Below are 19,998 nucleotides of genomic sequence, written 5' to 3'. Positions count from 1 at the left end.
ATCAGCGCCCTCCTATGTCTGAAGATGGGCACATTCCTCACTTATCGTGTCACAGGCGACATTTTTATCGCACGGGCACGCACGGCCACCCTCGCGGTACGCGGGGCTACGGCGCAGCTCGGCCGTGGTGGCGCCCACGGCGACGACCGCGAGCACACACAGCAGACCTCCGCTGACGAGCGCCGTCGTGCCGGTGGTGACGGACGCGACGAGTCCGCCGCGCAGATTGCCGAGGTCGGGCCCGGCCTGGCCCACGATCTGCTCGGCCGCGCCGACCCGCCCGAGCAGCGGGCGCGGGGTGTGCGCCTGGACGACCGTGCTGCGGGCGACCACGGACACCGTGTCGGCGGCGCCCGCGACGACGAGGAAGGCCAGCCCGAGCCAGGGATCGGCCGACAGCCCGAAGAGGATCAGCGCGGCTCCCCACGCGGCGGAGGCGACGAGCATGACCCGTCCGGGGCGCGGGCTCCGGGTGAAGGTCCCGGACAGCAGGGACGCGCTCACCCCGCCGACGGCGATCGCGGTGAGGAACAGGCCGAGCGTGCGCGGATCGCCGCCGAACCGCTCGGCGTTGACCAGCGGGAACAGGCTGATCGGCATGGACAGCACGGTCGCCGCCAGGTCGGTGAGCAGCGCCCCGCGCACGACGGGCGTGCGCACGAGGAAGGCCAGGCCGTCCCCGACGCCGCGCAGCCCCGGCCGGGCGGGCTCGCCGTCGCCGTCGGGCGGCATCCGGGGCAGGCCGAGGGCGCCGAGGAGCGCGGCGAGGAAGGTGACGGAGTCGACCAGGTAGCATCCGCCGACGCCCGCTCCGCTCACGAGCAGACCGCCCAGCGCGGGTCCGGCCAGCATGGCGGCCTGCATGGCGATGCGCCGCAGCGCGAGGCCGGCCGCGCGTTGCTGCTCGGGGAGCAGCTGCGGGACGAACGTCCGCGAGACCGGCGCCCCTCCGGCGACGAAGCAGGACTGGAGGGCGACGAGTCCCAGCACGCCGGCGGGCGGCAGCGGTCCGAGGAACCCCTGGAGCGCAAGGAGCAGCGAGCAGACGGCCTGGCCCGCGGTCGTCCACAGATAGAGGCGGCGGCGCTCCACCCGGTCGGCCAGCGCGCCCGCGAAGAGCCCGAGGCCGACGAGCGGGGCCGCCTGCGCCAGACCGACGGCGCCGGTCCACGCCGTGCTCCCGGTCGTCCGCCAGATCTGGAACATCACGGCGACGGCCGTCATCTGCCCGCCGAACCCGGACAGGGTCTGCCCCAGCCACAGCCGCCGGAAGGCGGGCGACGAGCGCAGCGGGGTCACGTCGAGCAGTACACGTCCAAGGTCCACGACCGGCCAGTCTCCCCCAACGACCGCCGGGTTCACGCCACCTGCCCCGAACCGGTCATCCCCGCGCCCTGCGGCATGACCCCGCCCATGCCGGGGCAGTCTGAGCAAGCCCGCCGTATCCGCCCGAGAGGTGCCTAAATGCCCGCCGACGACGCCGACTTCACACCAGCGCGGGGCGGGAGAATCCTGAACGTCATCGGCGTCCACCTGTACGCGGAGGACCCGGAGGGGCGGGTGCTGCTCGGCCTGCGCCATCCCGACTCCGCCTACGAGGGCGGGAGTTGGCATTTCCTGGCCGGTCACTGCGAGCAGGAGTCCGCCATCGCGTGCCTGGTGCGGGAGGCGTACGAGGAGGGCGGGCTGGTGATCGACCCCGCCGAGGTGGAGTTCGCGCACGTGGTGCATCTGCTGGACGCCCGGCACACCCGGCCCCGCATGCAACTGGTCTTCCGTGTACGGAACTTGAAGGGCATGCCGGAGGTGCGGGAACCGGACAAGTGCCTGGCGTGGCGCTGGTGGCCCCCAGACGCCCTCCCGGACCCGGTCGTCCCCTACGCCCGCGCGGCCATCGAGGGCATCCGCGCCGGGCGCGCGTACACGGAGCTGGGCTGGTGAGTCGGGTGACTCCCAAGTCCGGTGAGAAGGGCCGCCGTTGAGCGCCGGGCGCCGTCACACCGAGCCGGTGGACGTTCATCTGATCCTGCGCCGCGAGGGCGAGCGCGGCCCCGAGGTGCTGATGTCCCGGCGGGCGGGGCGGGTCTACGCGGCGGGGCTGTGGCACCTGCCGTCCGGGCATCTGGACGGGCCGCACGAGGACGTGGTGACGGCGCTGATCCGGGAGGCGCGGGAGGAGACCGGCGTGCTCATCGCGCCGGACGACGTGCGGGCCGCCCTCACCGTGCACCACCGCGGCCCCGGCGGCAGCGCGCGCGTGGGTCTGTTCTTCGAGGTGCGCCGCTGGTCGGGCGAGCCCGCGGTCATGGAGCCCGAGGTGTGCGACGCGATGACCTGGGCCGGCCTCGACGCGCTGCCCGCGCCGGTGGTGGCGTACTGCCACGCGGGCCTGACCGCCTACCGGGCCGGAGCCCGACTGGCCCTGCATTTCCAGGAACCGGGCGACACCGTCGCCCACGACCCGGCGACGGAGCGGCTCCGTATCGTCCCCGCACGGTTCGGCGGCGCGGCCGGTAGCCCGAACATCCCTCTCACGGAGGCTCGTTGAAACAGAAACCCCTCGGGAAGAAGGTCTGGCTGCCTCCGGCGGAGTACGCCGAGACGGTCATGAAGGCCACCGGTTTCGCCTGCGTCTTCTTCACCGACGAGCACGACCGGCCCCTGCAACTGCACGGTGTCTACAGCGCCGAGCACCCCTGGCAGTTCCCGGGCGGCACGATGGAGCCCGGGGAACGTCCGTGGCAGACGGCCGTCCGGGAGTGCGAGGAGGAGACCGGCATCCGGGTGACGGGGCCGCCCCGGCTGCTGGCGACGGTGTTCGGGCTGCCGGGCTCCCCGTGGCCGTACAGCACGATGGGGCTCGTCTTCGACGGCGGGCGGCTCGGCGAGGCGGAGATCCGGGGTCTCGTACTCGACCCGGAGGAACACGACGAGGCGCGGGTGCTGCCGCTCGGCGCGTGGCAACCGCTCATGCCGTCAAGGGACTTCGCCCGGCTGAGCGCGGTGCTGGAGGCCCGGCTCACCGGTGTGGCGGCATACTTCGACGCATGGGACTGGGAGACCGAGTGAGCATCGTGCTGATGTCCGACGCCCGGGTGGCCGGGATACCGGTCAGGGAGTGCGGGGAGCGGCTGGTGGACGTCCGCGTGGGCGGGGCGTTCCATGTGGACGCCCGCAGGCGGGACGCGGCCGGCGCCTTCGCGCAGCTGCGGGAGGGGGTCGTGGAGCGGCTGCTGCACGCGCGGTCGCTGCTGCCGGACGGGCTCGGTCTGCTGATCGTGGAGGGGTACCGGCCACCGGCCCTGCAGCGGCGGTACTTCGCGAAGTACGCGGGCGAACTCGCCCGGGACAATCCCGAGTGGCCGTCGGACCGCCTCCGCGACGCCGCCAGCCGCTATGTCTCGCCCCCGGAGATCGCCCCGCACAGCGCGGGCGCGGCCGTCGACCTCACCCTGACCGACGGCGACGGCGTCGAACTCGACATGGGCACGCGGATGAACGCCACCCCGGAGGAGAGCGCGGGCGCCTGCTACACCGACGCCACCAACATCGGCGACCGGGCCCGTGAGCACCGCGCCCTCCTCTCGGCCGCCCTGACCTCGGCGGGCCTGGTCAACTACGGGACGGAGTGGTGGCATTGGAGCTGGGGCGACCGCTACTGGGCGTTCCGGACGGACCAGCCCGCCGCGCTGTACGGCCCGGTGGAGGACCACGCCCTCTCGCCGGAGCGGTGAGCCGATGACACCGCCCGGCATCCTGGCCGTGTTCGGCCACCCGGACGACGAGTCGCTGGTCGCCGGCGGTGTCCTCGCCCGGCACGCGGCGGCGGGCGCCCGGACGACGGTCGTGACCGCCACCTGGGCGCCCGGCACCCGGCGCGCGGACGAACTGGCCGATGCCGTACGGGCCTTGGGCGCCGAGCCGCCTCAGATGCTCGGCTATGCCGACGACCGCGCCCCCGACTCGGCGCCGGGGCGGCCGCGTTGGTGCGACGTGCCGCTGGAGGAGGCGGTCGCCCGGGTGGTGGCCGCCATCCGCGCCGCGCGCCCGGAGATCGTCCTCACGCACGACGCGTACGGCGGTCTCACCGGCCACCCGGACCACCGCCGCACCCACCAGGTCACCCTGCTCGCGGCGGCCGCCGCCGGGCTCGGGGACCTCCACCCCGAGGCGGGCGAGCCATGGCAGCCGGGCGCGGTGTATCTGGCGACCCACCCCGACTCGGCGGTGGCCGACCTCGGACCCCTGATGACGAGGGTCCGCAAGTCCGTCCTGGCCGTGCCGCGCGAGCAGGTGAGCGCGGTGGTGGACGTACGCCCGTGGCTGGACCGCAAGTGGGCGGCGATCCTGGCCCACCGCAGCCAGGTCGAACGCGAACGCCCGCTTCCCGGCATCCTCGCCCGCCTCCCCGCCGCGACACGGCACCGCATCATCGGCACGGAGTACTACCTGCGGGTGGGTCTGACCCCGGCCACACCGCCCCTGACCGAGCTCACGGCCTGAACCGCCTCACGGCCCGACTCACCCGACGGCCCGAACCGCCCGGCGCCCTCAGCCGCCCGATGCCTCCAACCCCCGCACCCCGCAAAGTCGTTCACCCCAGCGTCACCAGCCGCGCCCCGCCGTCCGCCTCCAGCACCGTCCCCGTGAGGTTGCCGTTCGTCGCCGCGAGGGCCACCACCTCGGCCACCTCCTCCGCCGTGGCGACGTGCCGTACGGGAAGGGCGGCGGCCGCCTGGGCGAAGTAGCCCTGCCGCGCCTCCTCCGGGAGCCCGTCCCACCAGGGGGTGTCGACCAGGCCCGGGGAGACGGCGTTCACGCGGATCGGGGCGAGTTCCACGGCGAGGGGGCGTACCAGTGCCTCGACCGCGCCGTTGACGGCGGCGAGTCCGGCGGTGCCCGGCATTCCGGTGCGGGCGCTGACGGCGCCGAGCAGGGTGACCGAGCCGTTCGGGGTCAGGTGCGGCAGGACCGCCTGGAGTGTGGCGAGGTGCGTCCAGAGCTTGGCGTCGAAGGCCCGGCGCAGGACGGTGAGGTCCAACTCGGCGAGCGGGCCCGCGCCTTCGCCGCCACTGGCCGCGAGGACCAGCCAGTCGATCTTGCCGATGCCCTCGGCGACGGCGCGGATCGCGTCGCCGTCGGCGGCGTCGGCCCGGTGGCCGACGAGGGCGGGGTCGGTGGCGGCGACGGCGTCGAGCCGTTCCTTGCCGCGGCCGACGATGTGCACGCTCGCGCCGCGTGCCGCGAGCAGGCGCGCCGTGGCGAGCCCGATCCCGGACGTGCCGCCGACCACCAGAGCTGTGTGCTGGGACATGACCAAATCTCCTCAACGCGAGCCGTCAGCACGGCCCGCTTATTTCGAACCGTCGCGTCTCGATTAAGCTAGCCCCCATGGTCATGGACAGGCAACCCCCACCCCGACGAGGCCGCAGACGCAGCGAGGAGAGCCGGACCGCGATCCTGGCCGCCGCCTACGAACTCGTCGGCGAGGCCGGCTACGCGGACCTCACGATCGAGGGCATCGCGAGCCGGGCCGGCTGCGGCAAGCAGACGATCTACCGCTGGTGGCCGTCGAAGGCGCACGTCCTGCTGGAGGCGCTCGCGGCGAAGGCCGGCCTGTTCGTGTCCAACGCGGACCACGGCTCCTACGCGGCGGACCTGCGGGAATTCCTCACCGACACCTTCGCGCTCAGCCGCAGACGCCCGGTCGCCGACATCCTGCGGGTGCTGATGGCGCAGGCGCAGATCGACCCTGAGTTCGGCCGGGTCTTCCGCGCGGACCTGCTCGAGCGCAGACGGGAGGCGCTCCAGGTCGTCCTGGACCGTGCCCGCGCCCGGGGTGATCTGCCCTCCTCCCCCACGCCGGAGACGGTCCTCGACCTGGTCTTCGGCGCCCTGTGGTACCGCTTGCTGGCCACCGGCCGCCCGGTGGACGACGCCCTCGCGGACGACCTGGTGGCCATGCTGACCCGGCCCTGAGACCGGCCGTCAGCCGTCGAGCCTGCGCACCAACTCCCGCAGGACCGGGCCGTATTCGGGGTGGGACAGGGCGTGGGCCATCTGGGCCACCAGATAGTCGGCGGGGTTGCCGGTGTCGTACCACTCGCCCTGGATGACCTGGCCGTAGACCGCGTGGTGGGCGGCGTAGGCGTTGAGGGCGTCGGTGAGGTAGACCTCGCCGGCCGGGGCGCCCCGCCGTTCCGCCTCGTACCAGAGCCGGGTCTGCTCGCGGAGTTCGTCGACGATGCCGGGGGTGACGACGTAGCCGCCGATGGCCGCGTAGGCCGACGGCGCCGCCTCCGGCTCCGGCTTCTCGACCAGGCCGGTGATGCGCACCATGCCGTCGCCGAGGTCCTCCTTGACGACCGGGACGCCGTAGCGGCGGGAGTCGGCGGGGTCCATCGGGAGGAGGGCGAGGACGGGGCAGCCGGTCTGTTCGTAGGCGCGGATGAGCTGCTGGGCGCGCGGGACCTCGGCCACGAAGACGTCGTCGGGCCACAGGACCAGGGCGGGTTCGTCGCCGAAGCCGCGGGCGGCGTTGAGGACGGGGGTGCCGTTGCCGTACGGGCCGTGCTGGTCGAGGTAGGTGATGTGGCCCTGCCGGGCCAGCTCGGCGACCTCCTCCACGGCGTCGGCGTAGGCGGTCTTGCCGTCCTGCCGAAGCTGCCGTACGAGCGCCGGGTTGGGGCGGAAGTGGTCCTGGATCAGGGACTTGCCGCCGGAGACGACGATGGTGATGTCGGTGATGCCGGAGTCCACCAGCTCGCGCACGGTGTGCTCCACGACCGGCTTGTCACCGACCGGCAGCATCTCCTTGGGCGTGGCCTTGGTCAGCGGCAGCAGCCGCGATCCGAGCCCGGCGGCGGGAATCACGGCCCGGCGGATGGTGGGGGGCATCAGCGCTCCAGAGGTTGTTCCGAGGGGGTGTCACAGCAGGCACCGACGCTAACGACGAAGGCTGTGCGGGGTTGACATCTTCCGCACAGTCCGGGGACAGCGGGCGGCCCCCGGGGAGGGCACCGACATCAGGGAAACCCCTACCAAACCCCTGATATCACCCCACCCCTGACATAGTGCCGCCATGCCTCTGCCCCGCCGCACCCTCCCGCTCCTCGCCCTGACCGGTACCGCCGTCGCGCTCACCGCCACCGCCTTCCTCGTCCTCGAACCGCGCTCCAGGACCCCGGACGCCCAGCCCGCCCCCGGTACGGCCCATACCGCCACCCGGGCCGCCGACATCCCCGCGCCCGGCGCGCCCGGCATCGGCGACCCGCTCGTGCCGCTCGACGGCAACGGCGGGTACACCGTCGACCGGTACACCCTCGACTTCGACTGGCGCGCGCCCCGCACCCCCTTCCCCGCCACCGCGACCCTCGCCGCGACCGCCACCCAGGCCCTGTCCCGGTTCGACCTCGACTTCGCCGGGAACACGCTGGGCGCCGTCACCGTGGACGGGGCCCCGGCGAGGACCGAGCGGAAGGGGGACGAGCTGGTCGTCACACCGGCCCGGCCCCTCGCGCGCGGGCACCGGTTCACCGTGCGGGTGGCGTACACCGCCGACCCGACGCAGCGCCGCCACCGCGACGACGCGATCCAGGACTACGGCTGGGTGCCCACCGACGACGGCACCCTGCTGTCGCCGCAGCCCGACGGCGCCAAGATGATCTTCCCGGCGGACGACCACCCCAGCCTGCGCGCGCCGTACACCTTCCGCGTCACCACCCCGCCGGGCATCACGGCCGTCGCCAACGGACGGCTCGTCAAGCGCGAGCCCCTGCCGGGCGGGCGGACCCGGTGGACGTACGACTCGGAGCAGCCGCTCGCCGCCCAGCTGGTCCAGGTCGCGATCGGCAGGCTGACGGTCATCGACGGCAAGGGGCCGAACGGGCTGCCCGTCAGGGACGTGGTGCCGGACTCGCTGGTGGCCGGCACCCAGGCGTACCGCTCGCTGACGCCGGACCATCTCGCCTGGCTGGAGCAGCGGCTGGGTCCGTACCCGTTCCGCCGCTACGGCGTGCTCGTGGGCGCGGGCGATCTGCCCGTGGCGCTGGAGACCCAGTCGCTGTCGACCCTGCCGAGCGCCGATCTGCTGGGGGATCAGGTGACCGCCGAGCGCAACCTCGTCCACGAGCTCACCCACCACTGGACCGGCGACAGCGTGGCGATCCACCGCTGGTCCGACCTGTGGCTGAGCGAGGGTCACGCCCGGTTCTACGAGCTGCTGTACGCCGACGGCCACGGCGGTCCGAGCATGGCGGACATGATGCGTTCGGCCTACGAGCAGCACGACCAGTGGCGCCACGACGACGGCGCCCCGGCCGAGCCGACCGAGGGAACGCTGTTCCGGAAGATCCGCTACGACGGCTCCGCGCTGGTGCTGTACGCCCTGCGGGAGAAGGTCGGCGCGGACACCTTCGCGCGGATCGAGCGCACCTGGGTGACGGAGTACCAGGGGAGGACGGCCGGCACCCGAGACTTCGTCAGGCTGGCCTCCAAGGTCGCGGGTGAGGACCTGACACCGTTTCTGGAGCCCTGGCTGTACGGCGCGCACACCCCGCCGATGCCGGGTCACCCGGACTGGCACACGGACCCGGTGGAGGGCGGCTGACCCGTCGTCCGCCGGGCGGGGCGCGACTGCCGCCGACCGGGTGGCCTCGGCGCGGGGGATGGTCCACGCGGTTGACGCTCGGCGCGACGTGGCGCGCGAGGCAAGGAAACGTACGAGGGGTGACGTGCAGGGCGAACCCCCGCGCCCTGGTCGCATTCTCTGGCCACGCCGACCTCGTTGGAGCCCCCCGTATGAGAAAACGCGTCGCCCCCCGCGTCTCCGGTTATGTGCGCGGACACCGGCGAATCGTCTGTGTGAGCGCTTCGGCAGCGCTGCTGCTGCCGCTGCTGCTGCTCGACCACTCGGACGACGGCGGCCCGTCCGACAACCGCCTCCAGGACGACTACACCGCCGCCGCGGCCGAGTACCACGTGCCCCGCAGCGTCCTGATGGGCGTGTCCTACCTCCAGTCGCGGTGGGACTCGCACCCCGGCGTCGCGAGTGTCGTCGGCGGCTACGGCCCGATGCACCTGGTGGACTCCGCCGGGCCGCCGCCCGAGCAGCCCCGGCACCATGTGACACCCCGGCCGCAGACGCTGACGCCGAGTCCGGCCGCCTCCCACGGGGCCGCCTCCCGGAACACCGGCGGTCAGGCGGACCTGCGGCGGGCCGCCGGACTCCTCAAGCTGCCCCTGGAGCGGCTCCAGAAGGACGACGCCGCCAATGTGCGCGGCGGTGCCGCCCTGCTCGCCGAGACCCAGCGCAAGCTGGGCAAGCCGCTCAGCGCGGACCCGGCCCAGTGGTGGGAGGCGGTGGCGAAGTTCGCCGGGACGACCGACACCGCACAGGCCGAGGCGTACGCGAACGACGTCTTCGACATCATCCGCAAGGGCGCCGACCGTGTCACCGACGCCGGGCAGCACGTGGTCCTGGCCGCGAACCCCCGGGTGCGCCCGCACCCCGCCACCGCGCAGGGCGCGGAGCGCTCGAAGAACACCGAGTGCCCGCCCGAGCTGAACTGCTCGTGGCTGAGCGCGCCGTACGTCCGGATCAACGAGGACGCCTACGGCAACCACGACCTGGCGAACCGCCCCAAGGACCAGCGGATCGAGTACATCGTCATCCACGACACGGAGGCGCCGCTGGCCTCGATGCTCGCGACCATCCAGGACCCGGAGGAGGCGTCCTGGCACTACTCCATCCGCTCCAGCGACGGTCATGTCACCCAGCACGTGAAGACCAAGGACGCCGCCTGGCACTCCGGCAACCAGTTCGTCAACGGCCGCTCGATCGGCATCGAGCACGAGGGCTTCCTGCGCCGGCCGGACGCCTGGTACACCGAGCAGATGTACCGGTCCTCGGCCCGGCTCGTGAAATATCTGGCGAAACGTTACTCCATCCCGCTGGACCGGTGGCACATCTTCGGGCACGACAACGTCCCCTCGCCGACCGAGGGCAGCATCCCGGACATGCACGACGACCCCGGTCCCTTCTGGGACTGGCGGCACTACTTCGACCTGCTCGGCGCGCCGCTCAAGGCCACGGCGGGGCCGGACAGCGAGGTCGTGATGATCCTTCCGGACTACGCGAAGCACAAGCCGCTCTTCACGGGCTGCTCGGAGAAGGGCGCGACCTGCGCGCCGCACGGTTCGAGCGCCGTCCGGCTGTACACCGAGCCCTCCGAGGACGCCCCGCTGATCCAGGACCCCGGCCGGCGCCCGGACGGCGACGACGCCACGGTGGACATCGACGACCTCGCCTCGCGGGTCTCGACGGGCCAGAACTTCGCGGTCGCCGAGCGCAAGGGCGACTGGACGGCGATCTGGTTCCAGGGCCACAAGGCGTGGTTCAAGAACCCGAAGAGCCGGCCGACGGCGGTCGGCGCGCGCGGTCACATGATCACCCCCAAGGCGGGCCGGAGCGAGATCCCCGTCTACGGCCGCGCGCTCCCCGAGCAGTCCGCCTACCCCGACGGCGTGGACGAGGCCCAGGAGACCCCGCTGCCGTACACCATCAAGGCCGGCCAGCGGTATGTGACCGGGGCACGTGTGTTCGGCTCCTATGTGGACCGCTCCTCCTTCCAGGACATCCCGGCGCCGGTCATCAAGGGCCAGGAGCCGTACTACGAGATCCAGCTGGACCACCGGCTCGCCTACGTCCGGGCCAGCGACGTGGACGTGCTCTCGACGCCGGGTGCGGCGGGAGCCCCCGCGCACGCGGGTCCGACACCGCAGCGCTGAGGACGCCCCGAGGGCCGGCCCCGTCGCCGGGACCGGCCCTCGGCCGTGAAGTACGCGTGCTGGACGTGCTGTTGGGGAGCCCGCAGACTGGGGGCATTGGAGGAAGCGATGGCAGACGAAGAGGTCCCTCGCGTCCGGCTCACGCCGCAGGCGGCCGAGCTGGTGCGCAAGCTGCGGGCCGAGCACGGTCCGCTGATGTTCCACCAGTCCGGCGGCTGCTGCGACGGCAGCGCGCCCATGTGCTACCCGGCCGGCGAGTTCCGCACCGGCGGCTCCGACGTCCTGCTCGCCGAACTCGCCGTCGAGGACGTGCCGGAGACGGTGCCGTTCTGGATGTCCAGGTCCCAGTTCGAGGTCTGGAGCCATACCCGGCTGACCGTGGACGTGGTGCCGGGCCGGGGCAGCGGCTTCTCCCTCGAGGCACCCGAAGGGGTACGGTTCCTGATCCGCTCGCACGTGGTCGAGGGCTGACCTCGCCGTGAACCGCCGTTCGGCGGTGGCCGCTTCGTGCGGTGCGGTGTTCGCGCTGCTCACCGTGTTCGTGGCCCCGGCGGGGGCCGCGCCCGAGGGCACACAGGTCGTACGGGGTGTGCGGTACCGGCAGTTCGACGTCACCGGCGCCGCCGGGACCGCGCGGGCGCATCTGCTCACCGTCGATCTGGGCGACCGGCATGTGCGGGTCCGGCTGCTGCATCCGGGCGCGGTGGCCGCCCGCGAGACCGTCTCACGGCTCACGGAGACGGCCGGGGCGGTCGCGGGGGTCAACGGGGACTTCTTCGACATCACCGAGACCCGGCATCCGGGCGTCGAGGCCACGGGCGCGACCTCGGGACCGGCGGTCGCGGACGGACGGGCCATGAAGGCGGCGGTGCCGGCGGGCCAGCGCTTCGGACCCACGCCCCCACCCGGCACCACCGGGCGCGAGGTGGTGGGTGTGGGGATCGACCACAGGGCCCGGCCGGGACGGCTGCGGCTGGTGGGCTCGGTCCACACGGCGGCGGGCACGTTCGCGCTCGGCGGCCTCAACCAGTACGCCGTCCCCCAGGACTCCATAGGTGCTTTCACCATGTGGTGGGGCACCGTCTCCCGAGCCCGCGCCGTATGCGGCACGGACACCGACAGGGCAGGCGGCTGCGACACCGACGCCCGGGAGGTGGCCGTGCGCGGCGGCCGGGTGGTGACCGTGTCCGAGGGGCCCGGCGGCGGCCCGATCGACCGGGACACGACGGTGCTGCTCGGGCGGGGCGGCGGGGCGCGGCTGCTGGGCGGGCTGTCCGTGGGCGACCGGGTGCGCGTCAGGTACGGCCTAGTGGCGGGCTCGGTGCCGTACGCCTTCGCGATCGGCGGCTTTCCCGTCCTCAGCCGGGGCGAGCCGCTGCCCGGCCTGGACGACACCGTCGCGGCCGTGCGTACGGCGGTGGGCATCACCCCCGGCGGCCGGGGGCTCCTGCTGCTCGCGCTGGACGGCTCCGCCGACTACCGGAGCGGTCTGACCCTCGCCGAGGAGGCCGGCACGCTGCGGAGACTGGGCGCGGCCGAGGGGTTCAACCTGGACGGCGGCGGTTCGACCGAGCTGGTGACGCGGGAGCGCGGCGGCACCGTCGTGATCCGCAGCCATCCGAGCGGCGGCGCGGAACGCCCCGTACCGAACGGCATCGGGGTGTTCGCGGTGCCGTGAGCCGGTGCGGCGACAGCCGGGGGATCAGGGCCGCAGCCCGCTCACCAGCTCCGCCGTCGCCGTGAGCCCGCTGGAGATGCTCGGGCCCATGCTGGTGCCGGCCAGGCAGAAGCCGAGCAGGACACAGGTCAGGGCGTGCGAGATCTTCAGTGCGCCATTGCGCAGGAAGACCACCGCCAGGATCAGGAGCAGCAACATCACCGAGATGGAAACGGCCATCGGAAACCTCCTCCGCGCGCGCCCGTTGGGCGGCGTTCGGCCGCAAGTGTGGCGTAGCGGAGGGTTCGTCCGGGCGGCTGACGTGTCCCCCGTCCGGGTGATGTCGCGCGGACGGGGGCTGTCACGGGGCCGGTGTCAGGGCGCCTGAAGATCGACCAGCGTCGCCAGGGTCTCCCGATGAGCGCCCGCCGTGCCGTGGGCGAGCGAGTCGGCCTTGGCGCGCTTGAGGTACAGGTGCGCGGGGTGCTCCCAGGTCATGCCGATGCCGCCGTGGAGCTGGACGGCCTCCTCGGTGGCGTGCACGGCGGCCGGAGAGGCGTACGCCTGGGCGACGGCCACGGCGACCTCGGTGTCCACGCCCGTGGTGAGCGCGTCGGCGGCGGCTCGGGCGGCGGCACGGAGGCTGACGACCTCCAGCCACAGCTGGGCGAGCCGGTGCTTGACCGCCTGGAAGCCGCCGACGGGCCGGTTGAACTGCCTGCGCTCCTTGAGATAGCGCACGGTCTCAGTCAACGCCCAGTCGGCGATGCCCAGTTGCTCGGAGGCGAGCAGTCCGGCGGCGGCCGTCAGAGCGCGTCGCACGGCGGGATCGGCGGCACCCAGGCGGCGGCCCGGCGCCCCGGCGAGGGTGACGGTGGCGAGCGGGCGCGTCAGGTCGAGCGAGAGCTGCGGGGTGACGGTGACCGCGTCGGCGTTCACCGCGTAGAGGCCGCCGTCGTCGGCCGGGACGAGCAGCACGCCGGCGGCGGCCGCGTCCGCGATGCCGGTCAACTCCCCGTGCAGCAGGCCCCCTTCGAGGCGTGCCGTCGGGAACGCGGCGCCGGGGGCGCGGTGCAGTGCCACGGCGAGGGCCGCGACGACCCGTCCGGAGGCGAGGTCGCGCAGCAGCTCGGCGTCCGCGCAGGCGAGCAGCGCCTCGGTGGCGGTGACCGCGCTGGCGACGTACGGAACGGGGGCCACGGAACGCCCCAACTCCTCAAGCACCACGGCGACTTCGCGGTGCGTGGCGCCTTGGCCGCCCAGCTCCTCCGGGATCAGCAGTCCGGCCAGGCCCATGCCGTCGGCCAGCAGCTTCCACAGGGCGAGGTCGTGCGGGGTGTCCGACTCGACGCGGGCGAGCACGGACTCGGGGGCGCAGTGGTCGCCGAGCAGGTCACGGACGGCGGCGCGGAGCGCTTCCTCCTCTTCCGAGTAGAGCAGATCGGGTTCGGCGTCCGGCGTCCGCACACCGGTGTTCGTCGTGCTCATCGGGCGAGGTCCTTCCAGGCGACGTCCTTGTCGGTGCGCGGTTCGGCGGGCAGGCCGAGGACGCGTTCGGCGACGATGTTGAGCAGAACCTCGCTGGTCCCGCCCTCGATACTGTTGCCCTTGGCGCGCAGATAGCGGTATCCGGCGTCGCGCCCGGTGAAGTCGACCAGCTCGGGGCGCCGCATGGTCCACTCGTCGTACAACAGCCCCTCCTCGCCCCGGAGTTCGACCTCCAGGCCGCTGATCTCCTGGTTGAGGCGGGCGAAGGCGAGCTTCATGCCGGAGCCCTCGTAGCCGGGCTGTCCGGCGACGAGCTGCTGGCGCAGGCGTTCGGCGGTGAGGCGGGAGACCTCGGCCTCGACCCAGAGCTTCAGCAGGCGCTGGTGCAGATCGTGGGTGCGCAGTTCCGGGCGTTCGCGCCAGGTCTTCGCGACGGGGCCGATCATGCCGCCCTCGCGGGGCAGCCGCATGCCGCCGATGGAGACGCGCTCGTTCATGAGCGTGGTCTGGGCGACCCGCCAGCCGTCGCCGGTCTCGCCGAGGCGGCGGGAGTCGGGGATGCGCACGCCGGTGAGGAAGACCTCGTTGAACTCGGCCTCGCCGGTGATCTGGCGCAGCGGCCGGACCTCGACACCCGGGTCGGTCATGTCGCAGATGAAGTACGTGATGCCCGCGTGCTTGGGCACGTCCGGGTCGGTGCGGGCGATGAGGATGGCCCAGCGGGCGAGATGGGCGCTGGAGGTCCACACCTTCTGCCCGTCGACCACCCAGGAGTCGCCGTCGCGGACGGCGCGGGTGCCGAGCGCGGCCAGGTCGGAGCCGGCGCCGGGCTCGCTGAACAGCTGGCACCACACCTCCTCGCCGGTCCACAGCGGGCGCAGGAAGCGGGACTTCTGCTCGTCGGTGCCGTAGCGCAGGATCGTCGGCGCGGCCATGCCGAGACCGATGCCGATGCGCCGGGGGTCGTTGTCGGGAGCCCCCGCGGCCTCCAACTCGGCGTCCACGACGGCCTGGAGGGCGCGCGGGACCCCGAGTCCGCCGAGGCCCTCGGGGTAGTGCACCCAGGCGAGTCCGGCATCGAACTGCGCGCGCAGGAAGTCCAGGCGGTCGGTGGTGGCGGGCGGGTGCGCGGCCAGCAACTCGGCTGTGCGGCGGCGCAGTTCCCCGGCGTCGGTCATACGGCGGCTCCGTTCTCCAGGACCACGGCGATACGGCCCGTGGTCGTACCGTCGGCGACCCGCTGCACGGCGTCGGCCGCGCCGTCCAGGGGTACGCGCTCGCTGATCAGCGGCTTGATGGCGCCGCGCGCGGCGAGTTCGGTGAGTTCCTCGTGGCAGCGCAGGACCAGCTTGGGGTCCTTGGTGTTGTACAGGCCCCAATGCAGGCCCACGATCGAGTAGTTCTTCACGAGGGCGTGGTTGAGGGCGGGGCTCGGGATGGTGCCGCTGGCGAAGCCGACGACGACGATCCGGCCCTCGAAGGCGACGAGCTTGGCGGACTGCGCGTAGGCGGCGCCGCCGACAGGGTCGTAGATCACGTCGGCACCCCGGCCGCCGGTGGCCTCCTTGACGGCGGCGACCACGTCCTCGCTCAGCCGGTCCACCACCACGTCGCAGCCCAACTCACGTGCCACGGCGGCCTTTTCGGCGCCGCCCACGACACCGATGACCCGCGCCCCGGCCGCCTTGCCGAGCTGGACGGCCGCGCTGCCGACACCGCCGGCGGCGGCGTGGACGAGCAGGGTCTCGCCCGCCTCCAGGTGCGCCCTGCGGTGCAGGCCGAACCAGCCGGTCTGGTAGCCGATGTGCAGGGCGGCGGCCTCGGCGTCGTCCAGCGAGTCGGGGGCGGGCAGCAGCGCGCGGGCGTCGGCGAGGGCGTACTCCGCGAAACCGCCGTACGGCAGCGCGGGGTTGGCGATCACCCGGCGCCCGTCCTCGGTCTCGCCGCAGATCTCGACGCCGGGTGTGAAGGGCAGCGGTGGCCGGATCTGGTACTGGCCCCGGCACAGCAGGGCGTCCGGGAAGTTGACGTTGGCGGCGCGCACCCGGAGCAGCACCTGCCCCTCGCCGGGCACGGGCTGCTCCACTTCCGCGAGGCGCATCACCTCACCCGGCTCGCCGTTCTCGTGCACCTGCCATGCCTGCATGTGAAGCCTCCACGGGACTGCCTCGTGCGACCGGGTTCCCCGGCATACTAAGCGGTCGCTTGCCGGTGAGGGAAGGGCCGTCCCGCCCACCCCCGCGGCGATCCCCCCGAGATCAGCCCGCCTCCCCCTGCCGCCCCGTCCGCGCCCGTACGTGCATCCGCTCGCCCTGCGGCCCGAACAGGCTCAGGAACTCCACGGGCCCCTCCCCCGTGGACCCGAACCAGTGCGGCACCCGGGTGTCGAACTCAGCCGCCTCGCCCGGCCCGAGCACCACGTCGTGGTCGCCGAGCACCAGCCGCAGCCTGCCCGAGAGCACGTACAGCCACTCGTAGCCCTCGTGCGTGCGCGGGTCGGGCTCGCGGACGCGCTGCGGTTCGAGCACCTTGAACGCCTGGAGCCCGCCGGGGCGCCGGTTCAGCGGCAGAAAGGTCCGCCCGTCCCGCGTCATCGGCTTCGCCCGTACCCGGGGATCGCCGACCGGCGGCGCGCCGACCAGCTCGTCCAGCGGGACCTGGTGAGCCTGTGCGATGGGCAGCAGCAGCTCCAGGCTCGGCCGACGCAGCCCCGACTCCAGCCGGGACAGGGTGCTCACCGAGATGCCGGTGCGCTCGGAGAGGGCGGCGAGGGTGACGTCCCGCTGCTTGCGGATGCGCCGCAGACGCGGGCCGACGCCTGCCAGCACCTCTTCCGTGCTCTCCTCGGTGCTTTCCTGCGTCCCCTGGTGGCTGTGGTCCATGTCTTTCATTGCAGAATCGGCAAACAGGTTTGTCAACACGGCAGGGAGCGCGCGACCGTCGGACCCGGAGGTGGTCACCTTGACCGAGAGTTCCGGAAACGAGTACGGCAGCGGGGACGGTTACGACGTGGTCGTCGTCGGAGGCGGCGCGGCCGGGCTGTCCGCCGCGCTGGTGCTGGGCCGGGCCAGGCGGCGCACGCTGGTGGTGGACGCGGGCCAACCGCGCAACGCGCCCTCGGCCCACCTGCACGGCTATCTGTCGCGCGACGGCATGGCACCGGCGGACTTCCTGGCGGCGGGGCGCGAGGAGATCGCCCGGTACGGCGTCGAACTGGAGCGGGATCGCGCGGTGTCCGCGAGCCCGACACCTGACGGTCGCGCACCCGGCGGCTTCACCGTCACCCTCGCGAGCGGCCGGACCGTACGCGCCCGTCATCTCGTCGTCGCCACCGGTCTCAGGGACGACCTCCCGCCCGTCCCGGGCGTGGCCGCCCGCTTCGGCCGGGACGTGATCCACTGCCCGTACTGCCACGGCTGGGAGTCCCGCGACCTGCCCACCGGCGTGCTCGCCACCAGCCCGCTCGGCGCGCACCAGGCGCTGATGGTGACCCAGTGGTCCGACGACGTACGGCTCTTCCTGCACGAAGTACCGGAGTCCGACCTGGCGGCCGAGGACCGGCGCAGGCTGGCCGCCGCCGGGGTGGAGGTCGTCCCCGGCGAGGTGGCCGGCCTGGTGGTGACCGACGACCGGCTCACCGGGGTACGGCTCGGCGACGGCACGGTCCACGACCGCGCGGTCCTGTACGTCGCCCCGCGCGCCGTACCCCGCGACGAGCTGCTGACCGCGCTGGGCGCCGAGATGCGCGAGACGCCGTTCGGCCGGTACCCGGTGATCGACGAGCGGGGGCTGACGAGCGTGCCGGGGCTGTGGGCGGCGGGCAACGCGAGCGGCTTCGCGGAGCAGGTGGTGAACGCGGCGAGCCGGGGCTACCGGGCGGGCGCCGCCCTCAACGGCGAACTGCTCTTCGCGGATCTGGACGCGCAGGCGGCGGAGCCCGCGTAACCCCCGGCTCCCGTACCGGGGTGTGATCCGCCCTCCCCCGATGCACCATGGCTGCATGTTGCTGACCCGGCTCGCGGAGGTCTCCCGGGAGGTCGCCGCCACGGCGTCCCGGAATCGCAAGACCGCCCTGCTGGCAGAGCTGTTCCGGGAGGCGGAGCCGGCGGATGTGCCGGTCGTCATCCCGTATCTGGCGGGGCGACTGCCACAGGGGCGGATCGGTGTCGGCTGGAAGGTGCTGGGCGAGCCGGTGCCGCCCGCAGCGGAGCCCTCGCTCACCGTGCGGGAGGTCGACGCCCGGCTGACCGAGCTGGGCGCGGTGTCCGGCGCGGGCTCGCAGAAGGAACGGTCCCGGATTCTCGGCGAACTGATGGGCGCGGCCACCGAGGACGAGCAGCGCTTCCTGCGGGCCCTGCTCACCGGCGAGGTACGGCAGGGCGCGCTGGACGCGGCCGCCGTGGAGGGGCTGGCCGCCGCGACCGGCGCGGCACCGGCGGAGGTGCGGCGGGCGGTGATGCTGGCCGGGTCGCTCCAGCCGGTGGCCGGGGCGCTGCTCGCCGAGGGGCCGGAGGCGCTGGAGCGGTTCCGGCTCACCGTGGGTCAGCCGGTGCTGCCGATGCTGGCGCGCAGCGCGTCCTCGGTGGCGGAGGCGGTGGAGAAGCTGGGGGCGTGCGCGGTCGAGGAGAAGCTCGACGGCATCCGGGTCCAGGTGCACCGCGACGGCGACGCGGTGGGCGTCCACACCCGCACCCTGGACGACATCACCGACCGGCTGCCGGAGGTGGTGGCGGCGGCCCTCGGTCTGCCGGGTGAGCGGTTCGTGCTGGACGGCGAGGTGATCTCGTTCGGCCCGGACGGGCGGCCGCGCTCCTTCCAGCAGACGGCGGGACGGGTGGGCTCGCGGGTGGACGTGGCGCGGGCGGCCGAGGAGGTGCCGGTCTCCCCCGTCTTCTTCGACGCGCTGTCCGTCGACGGCCGCGATCTGCTGGACCTGCCCTTCGCCGAGCGGCACGCGGAGCTGTCCCGGCTGGTGCCGGAGCCGATGCGGGTACGACGGGCGCTGGTGGCGGGTCCCGAGGAGACCGGCGCGGCGGAGGCGTTCCTCGCGGAGACGCTGGCGCGCGGCCACGAGGGCGTGGTGGCCAAGGGCCTGGACGCGCCGTACAGCGCGGGCCGGCGCGGCGCGTCCTGGCTGAAGGTGAAGCCGGTGCACACCCTGGACCTGGTCGTCCTGGCCGCCGAGTGGGGACACGGCAGGCGCACCGGCAAGCTCTCCAATCTGCACCTGGGCGCGCGCAGCGCCGACGGCGGTTTCGTGATGCTCGGCAAGACCTTCAAGGGCATGACCGACGCGATGCTCGCCTGGCAGACCGAGCGCCTCGGGGAGCTGGCCGTCGAGGACAACGGCTGGGGCGTGACCGTACGCCCCGAACTCGTCGTGGAGATCGCCTACGACGGACTCCAGCGCTCCACCCGCTACCCCGGCGGTGTCACCCTGCGCTTCGCGCGCGTGGTCCGCTATCGCGAGGACAAGCGGCCCGAGGAAGCCGATACGGTGGAGGACCTGCTCGCGGCCCACCCGGAGGTCATGGCGTGACAGTGCGTGCGACGAAGCGCAGCGCGGGACTGCTGGTGTTCCGACACACAGCTGATGGTCTCGAAGTGTTGCTGGGCCATATGGGCGGCCCGTTCTTCGCGAAGAAGGACGCGGGCGCCTGGACGGTGCCCAAGGGTGAGTACGAGCCGGACGAGCCCGCGTGGGAGGCGGCCCGGCGCGAGTTCCGCGAGGAGCTGGGCCTGGAGCCGCCGGACGGCGAGGCCCTGCCGCTGGGCGAGATCGCGCAGCGCAACGGCAAGATCGTCACGGCCTGGGCGGTCGCGGGCGACCTCGACCCGGAGACCATCTCCCCCGGCACCTTCACCATGGAGTGGCCGCCGCGTTCGGGACGCATGCAGGACTTCCCCGAGCTGGACCGGGTGGCCTGGTTCACCCCTGAGAAGGCGCGGGAACTGCTCGTCGCCGGGCAGGGGGCGTTTCTCGACCGGTTGGCGGAGCACTCGGGCTGAGACGGACGGCCACGCGTTGCGCTGCCCGGCGGCGCGCGCGAAGGTCGAGGAAAAAC

The 19,998-nt window shown here is 73.5% G+C and carries 21 protein-coding genes; 13 read left to right on the top strand and 8 right to left on the bottom strand.

The window, feature by feature from the left end:
- Nucleotides 1-12: 12 nt before the first annotated feature.
- Nucleotides 13-1,326, bottom strand: a complete 1,314-nt coding sequence (locus AB0898_RS14015; RefSeq protein ID WP_366803143.1) for an MFS transporter — start codon at nt 1,324-1,326, stop codon at nt 13-15.
- 138 nt (nt 1,327-1,464) lie between these two features.
- Here AB0898_RS14015 and AB0898_RS14010 point away from each other — a divergent pair, with 138 nt between their 5' ends.
- The 5 genes from AB0898_RS14010 to AB0898_RS13990 are packed head-to-tail and all read left to right on the top strand — an operon-like array spanning nt 1,465 to nt 4,503.
- Entirely contained in the window at nt 1,465-1,941 is a 477-nt protein-coding gene (locus AB0898_RS14010) for an NUDIX domain-containing protein (RefSeq protein ID WP_366803142.1), read from the top strand.
- Between the two features lie 37 nt (nt 1,942-1,978).
- Entirely contained in the window at nt 1,979-2,548 is a 570-nt protein-coding gene (locus tag AB0898_RS14005; protein ID WP_366803141.1) for an NUDIX domain-containing protein, read from the top strand.
- Nucleotides 2,545-3,069 carry an NUDIX hydrolase gene (locus AB0898_RS14000; protein WP_366803140.1) on the top strand — a complete coding sequence of 175 codons (525 nt, stop codon included), beginning with the start codon at nt 2,545-2,547 and terminating at the stop codon, nt 3,067-3,069. Before AB0898_RS14005 ends, AB0898_RS14000 begins: the two co-directional genes overlap by 4 nt.
- On the top strand, nt 3,048-3,734 hold the full coding sequence (locus tag AB0898_RS13995) for a M15 family metallopeptidase (protein WP_366803139.1): 687 nt from the start codon (nt 3,048-3,050) through the stop codon (nt 3,732-3,734). The genes AB0898_RS14000 and AB0898_RS13995 overlap by 22 nt, the downstream gene beginning before the upstream one ends.
- A gap of 4 nt (nt 3,735-3,738) precedes the next feature.
- Entirely contained in the window at nt 3,739-4,503 is a 765-nt protein-coding gene (locus AB0898_RS13990) for a PIG-L deacetylase family protein (RefSeq protein WP_366803137.1), read from the top strand.
- A 91-nt stretch (nt 4,504-4,594) separates the two neighbouring features.
- Here the strand turns inward: AB0898_RS13990 and AB0898_RS13985 are convergent, their stop codons facing one another.
- Complete coding sequence (locus AB0898_RS13985) at nt 4,595-5,314, bottom strand: SDR family oxidoreductase (RefSeq protein WP_366803136.1); 720 nt, start codon at nt 5,312-5,314, stop codon at nt 4,595-4,597.
- An 83-nt stretch (nt 5,315-5,397) separates the two neighbouring features.
- Here AB0898_RS13985 and AB0898_RS13980 point away from each other — a divergent pair, with 83 nt between their 5' ends.
- Complete coding sequence (locus tag AB0898_RS13980; protein WP_366803135.1) at nt 5,398-5,979, top strand: TetR/AcrR family transcriptional regulator; 582 nt, start codon at nt 5,398-5,400, stop codon at nt 5,977-5,979.
- Between the two features lie 9 nt (nt 5,980-5,988).
- Here the strand turns inward: AB0898_RS13980 and AB0898_RS13975 are convergent, their stop codons facing one another.
- Complete coding sequence (locus AB0898_RS13975; protein ID WP_366803134.1) at nt 5,989-6,897, bottom strand: UTP--glucose-1-phosphate uridylyltransferase; 909 nt, start codon at nt 6,895-6,897, stop codon at nt 5,989-5,991.
- 184 nt (nt 6,898-7,081) lie between these two features.
- Here AB0898_RS13975 and AB0898_RS13970 point away from each other — a divergent pair, with 184 nt between their 5' ends.
- The 4 genes from AB0898_RS13970 to AB0898_RS13955 all read left to right on the top strand — a co-directional run bounded on the left by AB0898_RS13970 (nt 7,082) and on the right by AB0898_RS13955 (nt 12,466).
- Nucleotides 7,082-8,608, top strand: coding sequence for a M1 family metallopeptidase (locus AB0898_RS13970; protein ID WP_366803133.1), 1,527 nt, complete (start codon nt 7,082-7,084; stop codon nt 8,606-8,608).
- A 254-nt stretch (nt 8,609-8,862) separates the two neighbouring features.
- Nucleotides 8,863-10,788, top strand: coding sequence for a peptidoglycan recognition family protein (locus tag AB0898_RS13965; protein WP_366803132.1), 1,926 nt, complete (start codon nt 8,863-8,865; stop codon nt 10,786-10,788).
- A gap of 108 nt (nt 10,789-10,896) precedes the next feature.
- Complete coding sequence (locus AB0898_RS13960; protein WP_366803131.1) at nt 10,897-11,259, top strand: DUF779 domain-containing protein; 363 nt, start codon at nt 10,897-10,899, stop codon at nt 11,257-11,259.
- A 7-nt stretch (nt 11,260-11,266) separates the two neighbouring features.
- Nucleotides 11,267-12,466 (top strand): phosphodiester glycosidase family protein, encoded by a 1,200-nt coding sequence (locus tag AB0898_RS13955; RefSeq protein WP_366803130.1) that lies wholly within the window; start codon nt 11,267-11,269, stop codon nt 12,464-12,466.
- A gap of 24 nt (nt 12,467-12,490) precedes the next feature.
- On the opposite strand, the gene AB0898_RS13950 is transcribed toward AB0898_RS13955, so the two are convergent.
- The 5 genes from AB0898_RS13950 to AB0898_RS13930 form a co-directional block, all read right to left on the bottom strand.
- A complete protein-coding gene (locus AB0898_RS13950) occupies nt 12,491-12,685 on the bottom strand; it encodes a hypothetical protein (protein ID WP_018546599.1) in 195 nt (64 codons plus the stop codon).
- Between the two features lie 135 nt (nt 12,686-12,820).
- Complete coding sequence (locus AB0898_RS13945; RefSeq protein ID WP_366803129.1) at nt 12,821-13,933, bottom strand: acyl-CoA dehydrogenase family protein; 1,113 nt, start codon at nt 13,931-13,933, stop codon at nt 12,821-12,823.
- Nucleotides 13,930-15,111, bottom strand: coding sequence for an acyl-CoA dehydrogenase family protein (locus AB0898_RS13940; protein WP_366803128.1), 1,182 nt, complete (start codon nt 15,109-15,111; stop codon nt 13,930-13,932). The genes AB0898_RS13945 and AB0898_RS13940 overlap by 4 nt, the downstream gene beginning before the upstream one ends.
- A complete protein-coding gene (locus AB0898_RS13935; RefSeq protein WP_366803127.1) occupies nt 15,108-16,079 on the bottom strand; it encodes an NADPH:quinone oxidoreductase family protein in 972 nt (323 codons plus the stop codon). The genes AB0898_RS13940 and AB0898_RS13935 overlap by 4 nt, the downstream gene beginning before the upstream one ends.
- Before the next feature lie 112 nt (nt 16,080-16,191).
- Entirely contained in the window at nt 16,192-16,815 is a 624-nt protein-coding gene (locus AB0898_RS13930) for an XRE family transcriptional regulator (protein WP_366803126.1), read from the bottom strand.
- Between the two features lie 70 nt (nt 16,816-16,885).
- Here AB0898_RS13930 and AB0898_RS13925 point away from each other — a divergent pair, with 70 nt between their 5' ends.
- Genes AB0898_RS13925 through AB0898_RS13915 form a run of 3 tightly spaced genes read left to right on the top strand, consistent with a single transcriptional unit; the run spans nt 16,886 to nt 19,942 of the window.
- Nucleotides 16,886-17,878: an NAD(P)/FAD-dependent oxidoreductase gene (locus tag AB0898_RS13925; RefSeq protein ID WP_366803125.1), complete on the top strand. Its 993-nt coding sequence runs from the start codon at nt 16,886-16,888 to the stop codon at nt 17,876-17,878.
- Between the two features lie 55 nt (nt 17,879-17,933).
- The gene (locus AB0898_RS13920; RefSeq protein ID WP_366803124.1) at nt 17,934-19,472 is read left to right on the top strand and encodes an ATP-dependent DNA ligase; all 1,539 of its coding nucleotides are present in this window, start codon (nt 17,934-17,936) and stop codon (nt 19,470-19,472) included.
- Complete coding sequence (locus AB0898_RS13915; protein WP_366803123.1) at nt 19,469-19,942, top strand: NUDIX domain-containing protein; 474 nt, start codon at nt 19,469-19,471, stop codon at nt 19,940-19,942. Before AB0898_RS13920 ends, AB0898_RS13915 begins: the two co-directional genes overlap by 4 nt.
- Nucleotides 19,943-19,998 lie beyond the last annotated feature (56 nt).

The sequence above is a fragment of the Streptomyces sp. NPDC005435 genome (assembly GCF_040703155.1).
GTDB lineage: Bacteria > Actinomycetota > Actinomycetes > Streptomycetales > Streptomycetaceae > Streptomyces.
Note: the sequence above shows the minus strand (reverse complement) of the source record. Positions and strands in the feature narration are given on the sequence as shown.